The sequence below is a fragment of the uncultured Roseobacter sp. genome, from assembly GCF_947488185.1.
In the GTDB taxonomy this organism is placed as follows: domain Bacteria; phylum Pseudomonadota; class Alphaproteobacteria; order Rhodobacterales; family Rhodobacteraceae; genus Roseobacter.
In genome coordinates this window covers 277,580-291,625 of sequence record NZ_CANKYM010000002.1, presented here as the reverse complement: position 1 = coordinate 291,625, position 14,046 = coordinate 277,580, and the positions used below count along the sequence as shown (strand labels likewise).

General features: G+C 60.6%; 16 protein-coding genes. 11 read left to right on the top strand and 5 right to left on the bottom strand.

Annotated features, from left to right (window positions below):
- Positions 1-85 precede the first annotated feature (85 nt).
- Positions 86-976 carry a LysR substrate-binding domain-containing protein gene (locus Q1A52_RS07370; RefSeq protein ID WP_300014917.1) on the top strand — a complete coding sequence of 297 codons (891 nt, stop codon included), beginning with the start codon at positions 86-88 and terminating at the stop codon, positions 974-976.
- 232 nt (positions 977-1,208) lie between these two features.
- Positions 1,209-1,523: a hypothetical protein gene (locus Q1A52_RS07365; protein WP_299777927.1), complete on the top strand. Its 315-nt coding sequence runs from the start codon at positions 1,209-1,211 to the stop codon at positions 1,521-1,523.
- Positions 1,524-1,551: 28 nt separating this feature from the next.
- Here Q1A52_RS07365 and Q1A52_RS07360 read toward each other — a convergent pair whose 3' ends face one another.
- Together Q1A52_RS07360 and Q1A52_RS07355 are read right to left on the bottom strand one after the other, a co-directional pair.
- Entirely contained in the window at positions 1,552-2,235 is a 684-nt protein-coding gene (locus Q1A52_RS07360; RefSeq protein WP_300012973.1) for an SOS response-associated peptidase, read from the bottom strand.
- Positions 2,236-2,343: 108 nt separating this feature from the next.
- On the bottom strand, positions 2,344-3,900 hold the full coding sequence (locus Q1A52_RS07355; RefSeq protein WP_300012970.1) for a bifunctional UDP-sugar hydrolase/5'-nucleotidase: 1,557 nt from the start codon (positions 3,898-3,900) through the stop codon (positions 2,344-2,346).
- Positions 3,901-4,053: 153 nt separating this feature from the next.
- On the opposite strand from Q1A52_RS07355, the gene Q1A52_RS07350 reads away from it, so the two are divergent.
- Both Q1A52_RS07350 and Q1A52_RS07345 read left to right on the top strand, forming a co-directional pair.
- Entirely contained in the window at positions 4,054-4,404 is a 351-nt protein-coding gene (locus Q1A52_RS07350) for a DUF952 domain-containing protein (protein ID WP_300012967.1), read from the top strand.
- A 13-nt stretch (positions 4,405-4,417) separates the two neighbouring features.
- Positions 4,418-5,461 carry a quinone-dependent dihydroorotate dehydrogenase gene (locus Q1A52_RS07345; RefSeq protein WP_300014913.1) on the top strand — a complete coding sequence of 348 codons (1,044 nt, stop codon included), beginning with the start codon at positions 4,418-4,420 and terminating at the stop codon, positions 5,459-5,461.
- Here the strand turns inward: Q1A52_RS07345 and Q1A52_RS07340 are convergent, their stop codons facing one another.
- The 3 genes from Q1A52_RS07340 to Q1A52_RS07330 are packed head-to-tail and all read right to left on the bottom strand — an operon-like array spanning position 5,462 to position 7,723.
- Entirely contained in the window at positions 5,462-6,796 is a 1,335-nt protein-coding gene (locus Q1A52_RS07340) for an MATE family efflux transporter (RefSeq protein ID WP_300012964.1), read from the bottom strand.
- On the bottom strand, positions 6,789-7,304 hold the full coding sequence (locus Q1A52_RS07335; RefSeq protein WP_195820149.1) for a PaaI family thioesterase: 516 nt from the start codon (positions 7,302-7,304) through the stop codon (positions 6,789-6,791). Before Q1A52_RS07335 ends, Q1A52_RS07340 begins: the two co-directional genes overlap by 8 nt.
- Positions 7,301-7,723 (bottom strand): PaaI family thioesterase, encoded by a 423-nt coding sequence (locus Q1A52_RS07330; protein WP_300012961.1) that lies wholly within the window; start codon positions 7,721-7,723, stop codon positions 7,301-7,303. The genes Q1A52_RS07335 and Q1A52_RS07330 overlap by 4 nt, the downstream gene beginning before the upstream one ends.
- Before the next feature lie 132 nt (positions 7,724-7,855).
- On the opposite strand from Q1A52_RS07330, the gene Q1A52_RS07325 reads away from it, so the two are divergent.
- The 7 genes from Q1A52_RS07325 to Q1A52_RS07295 all read left to right on the top strand — a co-directional run bounded on the left by Q1A52_RS07325 (position 7,856) and on the right by Q1A52_RS07295 (position 14,044).
- Complete coding sequence (locus Q1A52_RS07325; RefSeq protein ID WP_300012958.1) at positions 7,856-8,230, top strand: MerR family DNA-binding transcriptional regulator; 375 nt, start codon at positions 7,856-7,858, stop codon at positions 8,228-8,230.
- 228 nt (positions 8,231-8,458) lie between these two features.
- Entirely contained in the window at positions 8,459-8,860 is a 402-nt protein-coding gene (locus tag Q1A52_RS07320; protein WP_299777941.1) for a MerR family DNA-binding transcriptional regulator, read from the top strand.
- A 38-nt stretch (positions 8,861-8,898) separates the two neighbouring features.
- A complete protein-coding gene (locus Q1A52_RS07315; RefSeq protein ID WP_300012955.1) occupies positions 8,899-10,680 on the top strand; it encodes an acyl-CoA dehydrogenase C-terminal domain-containing protein in 1,782 nt (593 codons plus the stop codon).
- Positions 10,681-10,736: 56 nt separating this feature from the next.
- A complete protein-coding gene (locus Q1A52_RS07310; RefSeq protein WP_299830132.1) occupies positions 10,737-10,949 on the top strand; it encodes a hypothetical protein in 213 nt (70 codons plus the stop codon).
- 22 nt (positions 10,950-10,971) lie between these two features.
- Positions 10,972-12,129: an acyl-CoA dehydrogenase family protein gene (locus Q1A52_RS07305; RefSeq protein WP_300012952.1), complete on the top strand. Its 1,158-nt coding sequence runs from the start codon at positions 10,972-10,974 to the stop codon at positions 12,127-12,129.
- On the top strand, positions 12,126-12,764 hold the full coding sequence (locus Q1A52_RS07300) for a glutathione S-transferase family protein (protein ID WP_299958115.1): 639 nt from the start codon (positions 12,126-12,128) through the stop codon (positions 12,762-12,764). The genes Q1A52_RS07305 and Q1A52_RS07300 overlap by 4 nt, the downstream gene beginning before the upstream one ends.
- Positions 12,765-12,832: 68 nt before the next feature.
- On the top strand, positions 12,833-14,044 hold the full coding sequence (locus Q1A52_RS07295; RefSeq protein ID WP_195820141.1) for an acetyl-CoA C-acetyltransferase: 1,212 nt from the start codon (positions 12,833-12,835) through the stop codon (positions 14,042-14,044).
- Positions 14,045-14,046 lie beyond the last annotated feature (2 nt).

Here is a 14,046-nt window from a genome sequence, read left to right as displayed (position 1 = left end):
CCGGGCCGGGCTTTGCCGCATTATTGCAAAAGCACGGGCAAATGACTAACGATGCTTTATCCTGCGATCCATGAGAAAAAATCATATGTCGGTGCCGCGCCGCTATCTACCGTCCATTTCCGCGCTGATCGCTTTTGAAGCTGTGGCACGGCTGGGCAGCGCGACGCAGGCAGCAGCGGAACTGTCGCTGACGCAGAGCGCGATCAGCCGTCAGTTGAAGGCGCTGGAGGACCAGCTGGGCGTTACGTTGCTGGCCCGCGAAGGACGCGGGTTGGTCCTGACCCCCAAAGGACAAGATTATGTGAGGAAGGTGCGCAGTGTCCTGCACCATCTGGCGCAGGCCGCTGTTTCCGCGCAAACGGATGTCGAAAGCGGACCGCTGAACCTCGCCATCCTGCCAGCCTTCGGGATGCATTGGCTGGCGCCGCGCCTGCGCGACTTTGCGCGCAGGCACCCCGAAGTAACAGTAAACCTGTCCACCCGGCTTGCCCCGTTTGATTTTCGCACCTCTTCCTTTGACGCAGCCATTCACTTCGGGCGCGAGGACTGGTCCGGCGTGGACTACCTGCCCTTGCTGTCAGAAACCGTTGTGCCGGTTTGCGCCCCCAGCCTGATTGATTCCGCCCTAACGGACCCGGAAGAAATCCTGCGCTACGATCTATTGCATCTGGACACCCGGCCACGCGGATGGGCGCGGTGGTTGCAGGCGCTCGGGCACGCACAAGAGCCGCCTCCGGGCATGGTTTTCGATCAGTTCTCCACCATGGCGCAAGCAGCAATTCACGGGCTGGGCATTGCCCTTTTGCCCACCTTCTTTGCGGAGCCCTATCTGGCCGATGGTCAGCTGGTTCTCGCCTCGGAACAGACATCGCAGAGTATCGGTAGCTACTATCTTGTTTGGCCGCAGGAGCGCGCGGAGTCGCCCGCGCTTGTATCCTTTCGCGACTGGCTGGCGACCCAAAGGCTAACCCCCTAGACAATATAGACATTTGCGGAAAATAAACACACCCTTAACGAGAAAACACTGATGTTTCAGTGCATTGTACCGAGTTTAGAAACACTCTGTGCGCGGGTCGATTGCCGCTGCGGCGACACTGGTCCGGCCATTTTCAGCCCTAATTCAACTTTAGTTCAAACTCATCTGCCGATTGGGTGGGATCGGTTCGAGGGTGTTTGTTTTGTTGCTCAAATCTGTTTCGTTAGTTGCCTTGTTACTCCTTGGACCGATCCCATTCACCGGGGATCCCGCGCATGCCGAAGAGCGCGTGATCATGATCCTGCAAACCGCCTATTTCCCCAGTCGCACCGCGTTCGAGCCCGGTGACACGCTGCGGTTCGTCAACGTCAGCGGACAGGCCCATACGGTCAGCAGTTCCGAGGGCATCTGGACGACCGGAGCCATCGAGCATGGCGATGAGATCACCTTAAAGGTGGACGCCTCTATGGCCGGACGGTTTCACGGCAAGTCCCAACGTTTGATCGAAGGACGTCTGGACCTGGCGCGGACACCGCTCACGCGCTGAGTCGTAAAAAACATCCGATTTCAAGACATCAGGCGTCGTCGGTACCAGCCAGCGGCGCTGTCAATTCAGCCCCGGCCACCTTGTTTGAGTTCACCGCACGATCCACGCGGTGCCAGCGCAGTGCATCTTCCGGCGCTGCGCACATCAGGCGCGCCGCCCCATGGCCCGCTTCGCCCAGCCAGAGTGGCCAGTCAGAAGGCTGCAGAATCACGGGCATACGGTGGTGGATTTGGGACATGCCGCGATTGGCTGCCGTTGTGACGAGCGCACAGCACCGCCTCCGGTCACCGTTCGGGCTGATCCAATCTTGCCAGACGGCGGCCATAACCAGAACCTCACCTTTGGTCGGTGTGATGTACCAGGGATTGCGTAAACCATCTGGTGATTTCGTCCACTCGTAGAACCCGCTGGCAACAACCAGCGCGCGCCGTTGGCGCGCAGCATCTCGAAATGCAGGTTTGTCAGCGATGGTTTCAGCGCGCGCATTGATCAGCAATGGACCCGCGGTCGGGGTTTTGTACCAATGCGGCAGAAATCCCCAGCGCATGGAAGTCAGCCGCCGCGTCCCACCGCCGGCGCCCTGCACCACGTGGACCTGCGTTGTCGGGCAAACATTATAGTTCGGAACATCCGGCAGGTCGTTGTCCGGCAAGGCCTCAAACAACTGCACCATATCATCGGTCGGAAGGGCTATGACAAAGCGTCCGCACATTGTCGGCAACCTAGTTGTCCTGTTCTGTCAACACCAGCAGGTAAGCGTTGGATACGAAAAACGCGCGCGAAAATCTCCGCGCGCGTTGGCTACACTGCAGAGGCTTGGTTACTTCGCCGTGATGCGGCCATCCGTGTAGGGCGTATAGGGACCGCTCGCCGCCAGGAACTCCGCCGTGACATCCGCAAGGTCAGGCCCGAAGTCATAGGCGTTCTGTGCATCCTTGAACATGGCGTAACCATCCCCGCCGTTGCGCACGTAGTTGTTCGACACGACCGAATACACTTTGTCCGGGTCAATCGGCGCATCACCCACCATCACGTCGCTGATCCGGCTGCCTGCAGGTTGCGCCACATCAAAGGCAAAGCTCATACCCGCCACCTGTGGGAAGCGGCCTGCGCCCTCTTCGTGCTGACTGACACCGTTCTCCAACGCCTCAATGATCTTGGCACCGGTCACGTCGAAGGTGCTCAGCGTGTTCTGGAACGGCAACACGGTCAGCACTTCGCCCATGGTCACCTTGCCCGCATCGATGCTGGCACGGATACCGCCACCGTTCTGGATGGCGATCTCAACCCCCTGATCCTTGACGCGATCCAGCATCGCATCGGCAATCAGGTTGCCCATGGCGCATTCGCGCGCCCGGCAGTCTTCGCGCACACCGATGATCTCGGAGGCCGTTTCCGCCACCACCTTATTGCGGATTTCCTCCAGTGGTTTGGCCGCCTCGGCAATGCGGTCAGCGGTGGCGCTGTCCTTGTTTACGGAGGCATCAATCAGCAGCGGTTCGCCCTTGGCTTCGGTGATGTTACCCGCATCGTCGAAGGTCAGGTTCAGTTCACCCAGGAATTTGCCGTAGGCGTAGGCCTGCACAATGGCGGTCTCGCCCATCATCGTAGGATAGGGCCCATCCGCACGATCAGAGGTGTTCGACAGCAGCGAGTTGGAATGCCCGCCGACAATCACATCGACACCGGTGGTCTCGGCCGCTACACGCTGGTCAACGCCATAGCCAGAGTGGCTGAGCACGATGATCTTGTTCACGCCGTCGGCCGTCAGCCGGTCAACCTCTCCCTGCACGGCAGCCACGGGATCGGAGAAGGTGATGTTATCCCCCGGCGAGGCCAACTCGTCGGTGTCCTCGGGCGTCAGGCCGATCAGGCCCAGCCTTTCGCCGCCCCGCTCAATGACGGTGGATTTGGCCAGCGTGTCCGCCAGTAGCGGTTCGGCTGAAACATCCGCATTGGACATCAGGACCGGGAAATTCACCGCATCCATGAACCCGCGCAGCACCTCGGGGCCATCGTCAAATTCGTGGTTGCCCACGGTCATCGCGTCATAGCCCATCTTGTTCATCATCTCGGCCGCCAGCGCGCCCTTGTAGTAGGTATAGAACAATGTGCCCTGGAACTGATCCCCGCCGTCGACGAGGATGGCGTTGTTCGACCGCGCCCGGGCCTCTTCAATCGCCGTAACCAGTCGCGCGGAACCGCCAAAGCATTTGCCTTCGGCATCATCCTCGGCGGAACAGCCGCTGTCATACTTGCTGATCGGCTCGAAACGGGCGTGGAAATCATTGGTGTGCAGGATGGTCAGGCTGTACTCAGCCGACGCCATGCCGCTTGTCAGGGCAAGCGCGGCGGTCGCTGTCAAGAATCGTTTCATGGTTATCCCCTCGGTTGGAAACTGGTGCAATGGTGGCGGCTGATGCGGCGGGTGTCAAAGATTGTGTGGGCTTTGCGGGACGCTCTGACCCTTGGTCACCAATGGCGTCGGGCACCCTTGACCCTGCATGCCCCGCAAGGCATCACCGCGCGCATGATGATATTTAAAATTTTCCGAAGTGATAAATGGGCAGAATTGCGTGCCAAGGGCACAACTGCCGGAGCGCCAATCGACGTCACTGACGGGTATGTGCATTTCTCAACCGCAGCACAGGCGGCTGAGACAGCTGCCAAGCATTTTGCCGGTATGGATGGCCTGATGCTTCTTGCGGTGGAGACCGACCGGCTGGGCGACGATCTGAAGTGGGAAATTTCGCGGGGCGATCAGCCTTTCCCACATCTCTACCGGGACTTGCGCCTCGAAGATGTGGTCTGGGCGCAGCCCTTGCCGCTTGATGGCGGTGCTCACCAATTCCCCGCAGGTCTGGAAGAAGCCAGCGCGTGACCGGGCATTACCGATGAAACGCGCGCTGGAACAGCTGGGCCTGCGGGCGCTGCGTCAGATCGACCCCGAAAAGGCCCATGGCCTGGCCCTGCGCGCGTTGCGCGGCGGGCTGGCCGCCGCACCGGGCCCGATCACCACGCCACGTCTGGAAACAGAAATCGCCGGGCTGGCTTTGCCGAACCCCGTCGGGCTGGCCGCCGGGTTTGACAAGAACGCAGAAGCGATCACGCCGCTGTCGCACGCAGGTTTCGGGTTTCTGGAAGTGGGCGCGGCAACGCCCCTTCCCCAACCCGGCAATCCCAAACCACGGCTTTTCCGCTTGCGCGAGGATGCGGCGGCCATCAACCGGTTCGGGTTCAACAATGACGGGATGAAGGTGATTGGACAGCGCCTTGCAGCGGCCCATGCATCCATACCGGTAGGCATCAACCTGGGCGCCAATAAGACCAGCCAGGATCGGGCCGCCGATTTTGCCCAAGTCATGGCGCATCTGCGGGGAGATGTGGATTTTGCGACCGTCAACGTCTCCTCGCCCAACACCGAAAAGCTACGCAACTTGCAGGGCCCTGCAGCGTTGGCGGCTCTGCTGGACGGTGTCATGCAGGTACGTGACAGCACGCCTGTTTTCCTGAAAATCGCCCCTGACCTCAACGCGTCCGAGATCGCGGATATCGCTGTCGTTGCAAGCGATGCGAAGGTTGACGCGATCATCGCAACCAACACAACGCTGTCGCGCGACGGGTTGCGGAGCCACCATGCCCAAGAAGCGGGTGGCCTCTCCGGTCAGCCGCTCTTTGATCGCGCCACCCGGGTGCTGGCGCAGCTTTCCCGGCACACCGACATCCCCCTCGTCGGGGTTGGCGGCATCGGCTCTGCCGAACAGGCCTATACCAAAATCTGCGCGGGCGCTTCCGCTGTCCAACTTTATACAGCGCTGGTCTACGGGGGGCTTTCGCTTGTGCAGGACATTGCCCTTGGGCTTGATCGCCTGCTCGAGCGCGATGGTTTTGCCTCCGTGCAGGAGGCTGTTGGTAGCCGCCGGGCCGATTGGCTCTAATCACACCTTCTCGGCAGAGGCTTCCAGTGCAGGATAGCGCAGCCCCAGGGTCACTCCACGTACGATGAAAGAGATCAGCAGCGCCAACCACAACCCGTGATTGCCCAGCACCGGCAGCAGCATCGCAATGGCCGCCCAGTAAACCACAAAGCTGACTGCCATCATGTTGCGCATGTCCTTGCTGCGGGTGGCCCCGATGAAAATCCCGTCGAACATCCAGGCGGCACACCCTACCAGCGGCGCGATGATCATGTAAGGCAGGAAAACCCGCGCGGTCTCCTGCACTTCTGCGTTTTTGGCCATCAGATCAATGATCCATCCCCCCGAGAATGCAAAAGCAGCAGTGGTTACGATGCAAATCACCATACCCCAACAGGATGTGATCAGCGCTGCGCGGCGCACATCGGCTCTGTCGCCGCGTCCAAAGGCCCGCGCGATCAGCGTTTCGGCGGCAAAGGCAAAACCGTCCATCGCGTAGGCGGTGATGTACATGAACTGGATCAGCACCTCGTTTGCGGCCAGCGTCACATCGCCAAACCGCGCGCCAATAAAGACGAAGGAGGAAAAGATGATCATCAGCATGGCCGAGCGTAGCAGGATATCTGTGTTCAGGAGCGCCATGCGGATAAGCTTGGCCCGGTCAAAGATGCGCGGCCAATCCCGCCAGTCAGGCCGCGCAAAGGCAGCGCGACAGAACCACAAGCCAAAGGCGGCGCCGGTCAGTTCTGCGATCACTGTCGCGACGGCCACCCCCTGAACGCCCCAGTCCAGAACCAACACGAAGAGCAGATCGAGCAGGATGTTGACGCCATTCATCACCAGCTGCACCCAGAACACACCGCCGGTGCGCTCCATTGCCACAAGCCACCCGGTCAGCGCATAGACCGCAATCGCCGCGGGCGCGGACCAGATCCGGATGCTGAGGTAGGACCAGGCGAGGCTTTCCACCTCGTCGCTCGCGGGAGCGAGGCTCAGCGCGCCCCAGAAGATCAAAGGCTGCAACACGATCAACGCAAACCCGCCCGCAAGCGCCACCAGCAGCGCACGGGTCAGCCAGGCGGAAACCTCGGCGCTGTCCCCCGCCCCTTCGGCCTGCCCGACGAGACCGACGGTGCCCATGCGCAGAAACCCGAAAATCCAATAGACCGTGGAGAGAATGATTGCTCCCAACGCAACCGCTCCAATAGGGGCCGCCTCCCCCATCTGCCCCACGACGCCCACGTCGACCGCTCCCAGAATGGGCACCGTTGCATTCGATAGAACGATGGGCAGCGCAATCTTCAGAACGCGGCGGTGGGTGACCCCAACCGGTGCGCCCTGAACGGTGTCACTCACGCCGCTGGGGCATCAGGAAATGCCCCGTGGCCTGTGCAAAAAGCCGGTTGCGATTGTCCTGCCACGCCTCCACATGCACAGAAGCGTACCGGCGGCCAGAGCGGTTGATCCGCGCCCGCGCATAGGCATCGCGGGGCAGGCCGGACCGCAGATAGTCCGTTGAAATATCAATTGTTTTCGGCAAGCGCGGCAGGCCACCCGCCTCCAGCGTTGCCGTATCAATTGCCCCCGACTCCACGTCTTCCCAAAGGTACGTCCAACTCAGCGTGATAATCGCCGTGACCTCCAGGAAGGCCGCTGTCACGCCGCCATGAATAGCAGGCAGCATCGGGTTGCCGATCAGCTTCTGGTCAAAGGGCAGAACCCCGGTCAGCTCATCACCCTTACGCTCGAACTGCATGCCCAGATACTGGATGTAGGGCACCCCCTCAACGAGCGCGCGCAGCGTGGCGTCGCGGCGTTGCTTGATCACCTGAACCGGTTCGGGCGGGCGGCGAGGCGCCTTCATCGCGCGGCCTCCACGGTGAAGGCACCTGTCGCGGCCGCGACGGGATTTTCGGTGTCTTCATCCGTCGCCGTCGCGCGCACGAAGGCCACTGTACGGGTCACGTGATAGCAGGTCGCCGTGGCTGTGATCGACTGACCCGGCGTGGCGGCACGCATGTAGTCAATGCGTAAATCGATCGTGGCCGTCCCACCGGGGCTCGCCGGGTGGCTCATCACTGCAGCCCCGCAGCAGGTGTCCATAAGAGCCGAGACAGCGCCGCCGTGCAGCACCCCGGTTTCAGGATCCCCCACGAGCTTTTCATCGTAAGGCATCTCAATGGTCGATGTCCCCTCTCCCATCTCCGTCAAGCGCATGCCAAGTGCCTTGCTGTGCGGAATCGCTTCAATAAACTGTCGCGCGATATCAGTCTTAGTGGCCATGGAAGTCTGCTCCGAGGGGCGGTGCCCGGTTTCGTCTGCCCCTTTATCAACGCATCCAGCTACCAAGAGCAAGAGCGACGGTTGCGCTCGGGCAGCGCCCGGCCTAGCCTGTGCTTCAGGGAGAGAAGTTGCATGGCAGAACACCGCCTGACATTCAAAGAAATGTGCGCCGAATTCGACGTAACCCCGCGCACATTGCGCTACTATGAATACATCGAGTTGCTTGAGCCGGACCGCGAAGGGCGCGCGCGATTCTACGGCCCCCGCGAACGGGCGCGTATGAAGCTCATCTTGCGAGGACGCAAATTCGGCTTCCAGCTCGAAGACATCCGCCAATGGCTGCTGATCTACGAAAACGAGGGCACCTCCGCGCAGATGGAGGCCTGGGTGACACTTGCCGATGGGCAGCTCAAGGAACTGGCGGATCAACGCAGGCAATTGGATGAGGCCATGCAGGAGCTTCAGGACCTGCGCGATTCTGTTGCCAAAGAGATCACGAAACCCTGACCCAAAACCGCGTAAAAGCGCGCCCTGGAGCGGATATACGCAAGTTTCCGCACATCGTCCCGCGTCTTTTGGCTCGGACAGCCTTTGTGACGTGACGTGCCACTGGGCTTCCGTCATGGCAGCTGTCAAAGTGACGTGACGTTCAGGTTACGTAAACGTCATCTTGTGTTGTAGCTGAACACCCAGTTCCTATTTGTGCCGCGTTCCGCTGTTGAAAGAGTGAAGCCGATGACCGACGAAATCATGACCATTCGCCAGATGTGCGATCAGTTCGATGTGACCCCGCGCACGCTGCGGTTCTACGAATCCAAGGAATTGCTGTTTCCGATCCGGGAAGGCCAGAAAAGGCTGTTCACGCGGCGCGACCGCGCTCGGCTCAAGCTGATCCTGCGGGGCAAGAAGTTTGGCTTCAGTCTAGAGGAAATCCGCCAACTGCTCGACCTCTACGACATGGGAGATCAACAGCAGACACAGCTTGCACGCACCTATGAAGTAGCCCGTCAACGCCTGGCCGACCTGGTCAGTCAACGCGACGCGCTGAACGAGGCCATCGCCGAACTGACAGAACAGTTGAAGTGGGGGGAAGAGATGCTGACCTCCATGCGTGCCCCGCGCAGCGCCGCCGAATAACACACCCGACATCACGTTTTCAGGGAGAGAGAGACAAGATGCCCCGCTACACCGCCCCCACCAAAGACCTGCAATTCGTGCTGCATGATGTGCTTGACGTCACCGGCCAGAACATCCCCGGTTATGATGAGCTGGAGGCTGATTTCACCTCCGCCATTCTCGAAGAAGCTGGCAAGCTGACCTCCGAGGTGCTGGCCCCGTTGAATGTGGTAGGTGACACCGAAGGCTGTGTTCTGGAAAACGGCGTGGTGCGCACACCAACGGGCTTCAAGGAGGCCTTTGAACAGGTCAAGGAAGGCGGCTGGCCCGGACTGGACATGCCCGAGGAATACGGCGGGCAGAATATGCCCTATGTGATCGGCACAGCTGTGGGCGAGATGTTCTCTTCGGCCAATATGGCCTTCACCATGTACCAAGGCCTCACCCACGGCGCCGCCTCTGCCATTCTGGCACACGGGACCGACGCACAAAAAGACATGTACCTGCCGAAAATGGTGTCCTGCGACTGGACCGGCACGATGAACCTGACCGAACCGCACTGCGGCACCGATCTCGGCCTCATGCGCACCAAAGCCGAGCCGCAGGATGACGGCAGCTACAAAATCACCGGGCAGAAGATCTTCATCTCCGCCGGTGAGCACGACATGTCCGAAAACATCATCCACCTGGTGCTGGCCAAGATCACCGGCGCGCCGGAGGGGATCAAGGGCGTCTCCCTCTTCATTGTTCCAAAAATATGCGTGAAGGACGATGGCAGCCTGGGCGCACGCAACGGCGTCGCGGTTGGCAAGATCGAAGAGAAGATGGGCATCCACGGCAACTCCACCTGCGTAATGAACTACGACGAGGCGACCGGGTATCTCTTGGGCGACGCACATAAGGGTATGCGCGCAATGTTCACCATGATGAACGAAGCGCGTCTGGGCGTCGGGATGCAGGGCATGTCCCAGGCCGAAGCCGCCTATCAGAACGCACTGGATTACGCCAAGGACCGGCTGCAGGGCCGTGACGTGACCGGCGTGAAAAACCCCGAAGGCCCCGCCGATCCGCTGATCGTGCACCCGGATATCCGCCGCTCGTTGATGGACCAGAAGAGCTTTGCCGAAGGCGCCCGCGCGTTCATCCTCTGGGGTTCCACGCTGATCGATGCCGCCCACCGCGGGCAGGACAAGGACGCCGATGGGCTGGTCTCCCTGCTGACGCCGGTGATCAAGGGCTTCCTGACCGATCAGGGCTATGACATGACCGTCAAAGCCCAGCAGGTTTACGGCGGCCATGGCTACATCGAAGAATGGGGCATGTCGCAATTTGCACGCGATGCCCGAATCGCGATGATCTACGAAGGTGCGAACGGCGTGCAGGCGCTCGATCTGGTGGGCCGCAAGCTTGCGCAGGACGGTGGTAAGCATGTGATGGCCTTCTTCGACCTGGTAAAGAGCTTCATCAAGGAAAACGCAGGCCAGAATGCAGAATTCGACGCGCAGTTCCTTGAGCCGCTGAAGGCTGCCTCCAAGGATCTGCAGGCCGCGGGCATGTACTTCATGCAGAACGGCATGAAAAACCCCAACGACGCGCTCTCCGGTTCCTACGACTTCATGCACATGTTCGGCCACGTCTGCCTTGGCCTGATGTGGGCGAAGATGGGCAAAGCAGCACAGGACGCGCTGGCAAATGGTGCATCCGACGTGGACTTCTACGAAAGCAAGCTGCACACCGGTCGCTATTACATGGCGCGACAACTGCCCGCGACCGCATTGCATCTGACCCGGATCGAAACCGGCGCGGACACCGTCATGGCACTGGATGCGGCCAACTTCTGATCCGGGTCAGGGTGGCCTGAAAGCCCACCCTACCTGCCAACTGAAAGGACCCCGCCATGCCGAAACGGTTTCGCCTGACCCGCCGCTTTCCGGTTGCGATGACCGAAGACGGATACCGCAGGCTGAAAAGGTTTGCTGCCGATGCAGGGTTGGATGAAGGCGAGGCGCTGTCTTTTCTCTTCGAGAACTTCGATAGTGTGATGAACGAGGAGACGTTTGGCCACAGGCTGCGGCTCTTCAATGCGGAGCTGGACGACCGCAAGAAGTGAGCGCTTTTGGGGAGGGTGCGGCATGACAGATGAGACGACAGATGCATCCGGGTGGATGACCGACGAACACCGCATGATCGCGGAGATGACGGCGCAATTCATCACTACCGAGTGGGCGCCGAAGTTCGAGACCTGGCGCAAGCAGGGCCAGATGGACCGTGAGACCTGGACCGAAGCCGGCGCGCTTGGCCTGCTCTGCCCGTCGGTGCCTGAAGAATACGACGGGCCGGGTGGTGACTTCGGCCATGAGGCGGCAATCCTGATCGAAGCCGCGCGCGCCAACCTGGCCAGTTGGGGGCATGGCATCCATTCCGGGATCGTTGCCCATTATGTGCTGGCCTATGGCACCGAAGACCAGAAGAAACGCTGGCTACCGCAAATGATCTCGGGGGACATGGTAGGGGCGCTGGCAATGACCGAACCCTCGACCGGTTCCGACGTGCAGGCGATCAAAACCAGGGCGGTGAAGGACGGCAATGTCTACCGGCTGTCTGGCCAGAAGACGTTCATCACCAACGGGCAGCACGCCAACCTGATCATCGTGGCGGCAAAGACCGACCCCTCCGAGGGATCGAAAGGTGTGTCGTTGGTCATGCTGGAGACCGACGGCGCGCAGGGCTTCAGCCGCGGGCGCAATCTGGAGAAGGTGGGGCTGCATGCGAATGACACCTCGGAGCTCTTCTTCGACGACGTCGCGATCCCGCCGGAGAACATCCTTGGTGGCGAAGAGGGCAAGGGTTTCTACCAGATGATGCAGCAGTTACCACAGGAACGGCTGATCATCGGCTGCGGTGCGGTTGGGGCGATGGAGGGTGCCGTGGAACGCACCATCGCCTATTGCAAGGAGCGTGAGGCCTTTGGCGGGCCGCTGACGCAGTTCCAGAACACGCGCTTCAAGCTTGCGGAATGCAAGACACGCACTGCGGTGGCGCGCGCCTTTCTTGATCAGTGCATCGAGGAGCATCTGCGCGGCGAACTGACCGTCGAGAAGGCGGCCATGGCGAAATACTGGCTGACCGATACGCAATGTGAGGTGCTGGACGACTGTGTGCAACTGCACGGCGGCTACGGATTCATGCAGGAATACGCCGTCGCGGAAATGTGGGCCGATGCGCGCGTGCAGCGCATCTACGGCGGCACGAATGAGATCATGAAAGAACTGATTGCGAGGACCCTATGACCATCCAACTCTACTGTTTCGGGGAAAGCGGAAACGCCTATAAAGCCGCCCTCGCCCTGCAGCTGTCAGGCCTCGATTGGGAGCCTGTGAAGGTCGATTTTTTCGGCGGCGAGGCCCGCACGCCGGAGTACCGCACAAATGTGAACATCATGGGGGAAGTTCCGGTGCTGGTGGACGGTGATCTGCGCCTCACCCAATCGGGAGTGATCCAGGACTATGTCTCAGAAAAATCCGGGAAGTTCGGCGGCAAGGATGCAACCGAACGGCGCGAGATCCTGCGCTGGGTGCTCTGGGACAACCACAAGCTCAGCTCGACAGCCGGTCCCACCCGGTTCCTGATGCATTTTCTGCCCGAAGACAAACGCCCGGCGGAGGTGATTGCTTTCAACCAGGGCCGTCTCAAGGCCGCCTATTCAGTTTTGAACGACCACCTCGCAGATCGTGACTGGATTGTGGGTGACGGGATCACCAATGCCGACATCAGCTGCTGCGGGTACCTGTATTATCCTGAGAAATTTGGATTTGAGCGGGCAGATTGGCCCCACATCGATGCGTGGCTCACGCGTATTTCCGACACACCGGGCTGGAAGGCCCCCTACGATCTGATGCCCGGCAGCCCCGCTGACCGCGCCTGACTGACACGCTGCGCGGCACCGCGCTTGATCAAGATACCGCGCGGAACCCGTGCGAGAAGGAGACATATATGACCGAAGCTTACATCTATGACGCCCTGCGCACACCGCGCGGCAAGGGCCGCAAGGACGGCAGCCTGCACGAGGTGACCTCGCTGCGCCTCTCGGCCCAGACGCTGAACGCCGTGAAAGAGCGCAATAACCTCGAAGGTCATGCCGTCGAGGACGTGATCTGGGGCAATGTCACCCAGGTGATGGAGCAAGGCGGGTGCCTGGCGCGCTCGGCCGTGCTGGCCTCCGATCTGGACGAGCGCATCCCCGGCCTCGCGATCAACCGTTTCTGTGCCAGCGGCATGGAAGCGGTGAACTTGGCGGCCAATCAGGTGAAAGGTGGCGCGGGCGACGGCTATATCGCGGGCGGTGTCGAGATGATGGGACGGGTCGCGATGGGCTCTGACGGCGCGGCGATCGCCGTGGACCCAACGCTGGCCATGGAGAAATACTTTGTCCCGCAGGGGATCAGTGCAGATATCATTGCCACGGAATACGGCTTTACCCGCGACGATGCCGACCAATTGGCGGTAGAATCCCAACGTCGGGCCAAAGCCGCGTGGGATGACAAACGCTTTGCCAAGTCGGTCATTGAAATCAAGGATCAGAACGGCCTGCCCATCCTCGATCATGACGAATACATGCGCCCGCAGACGGACATGCAGTCCCTTGGTGGGCTGAACCCGGCGTTTCAGGCGATGGGCGAGGTCATGCCCGGCTTCGACAAGGTTGCGCTGATGAAATACCCGCATCTGGAGAAGATCAACCACATCCACCACGCCGGCAATTCGTCCGGCATCGTGGATGGGGCCGCTGCGGTCCTGATCGGTTCCAAGGCGTTCGGTGAAAAGCATGGGCTCAAACCCCGCGCCCGCATCCGGGCCACGGCGAAAATCGGCACCGACCCGACAATCATGCTGACTGGGCCCGTTCCCGTGACCGAGAAAATCCTCGCCGACAATGGCATGAACATCAAGGATATTGATCTTTTCGAGGTCAATGAGGCCTTTGCCGCCGTTGTCCTACGCTTCATGCAAGCTTTTGATGTAGAAAGCGAAAAGGTCAACGTCAACGGCGGGTCGATCGCCATGGGCCACCCGCTGGGCGCCACTGGCGCGATGATCATCGGCACCCTGCTGGATGAGATGGAGCGGGCGGATAAGGAAACCGGCCTTGCCACCTTGTGTATTGCGTCGGGAATGGGAGCCGCCACGATCATCGAGCGGGTCTGATT

What these genes read in the sequence shown, in the direction of transcription:
- Q1A52_RS07370 (WP_300014917.1), top strand. Translation starts at nt 86, where the DNA reads ATGTCGGTGCCGCGCCGCTATCTACCGTCCATTTCCGCGCTGATCGCT.
- Q1A52_RS07360 (WP_300012973.1), bottom strand. Translation starts at nt 2,235, where the DNA reads ATGTGCGGACGCTTTGTCATAGCCCTTCCGACCGATGATATGGTGCAG.
- Q1A52_RS07355 (WP_300012970.1), bottom strand. Translation starts at nt 3,900, where the DNA reads ATGAAACGATTCTTGACAGCGACCGCCGCGCTTGCCCTGACAAGCGGC.
- Q1A52_RS07350 (WP_300012967.1), top strand. Translation starts at nt 4,054, where the DNA reads ATGATGATATTTAAAATTTTCCGAAGTGATAAATGGGCAGAATTGCGT.
- Q1A52_RS07345 (WP_300014913.1), top strand. Translation starts at nt 4,418, where the DNA reads ATGAAACGCGCGCTGGAACAGCTGGGCCTGCGGGCGCTGCGTCAGATC.
- Q1A52_RS07335 (WP_195820149.1), bottom strand. Translation starts at nt 7,304, where the DNA reads ATGAAGGCGCCTCGCCGCCCGCCCGAACCGGTTCAGGTGATCAAGCAA.
- Q1A52_RS07330 (WP_300012961.1), bottom strand. Translation starts at nt 7,723, where the DNA reads ATGGCCACTAAGACTGATATCGCGCGACAGTTTATTGAAGCGATTCCG.
- Q1A52_RS07325 (WP_300012958.1), top strand. Translation starts at nt 7,856, where the DNA reads ATGGCAGAACACCGCCTGACATTCAAAGAAATGTGCGCCGAATTCGAC.
- Q1A52_RS07320 (WP_299777941.1), top strand. Translation starts at nt 8,459, where the DNA reads ATGACCGACGAAATCATGACCATTCGCCAGATGTGCGATCAGTTCGAT.
- Q1A52_RS07315 (WP_300012955.1), top strand. Translation starts at nt 8,899, where the DNA reads ATGCCCCGCTACACCGCCCCCACCAAAGACCTGCAATTCGTGCTGCAT.
- Q1A52_RS07310 (WP_299830132.1), top strand. Translation starts at nt 10,737, where the DNA reads ATGCCGAAACGGTTTCGCCTGACCCGCCGCTTTCCGGTTGCGATGACC.
- Q1A52_RS07305 (WP_300012952.1), top strand. Translation starts at nt 10,972, where the DNA reads ATGACAGATGAGACGACAGATGCATCCGGGTGGATGACCGACGAACAC.
- Q1A52_RS07300 (WP_299958115.1), top strand. Translation starts at nt 12,126, where the DNA reads ATGACCATCCAACTCTACTGTTTCGGGGAAAGCGGAAACGCCTATAAA.
- Q1A52_RS07295 (WP_195820141.1), top strand. Translation starts at nt 12,833, where the DNA reads ATGACCGAAGCTTACATCTATGACGCCCTGCGCACACCGCGCGGCAAG.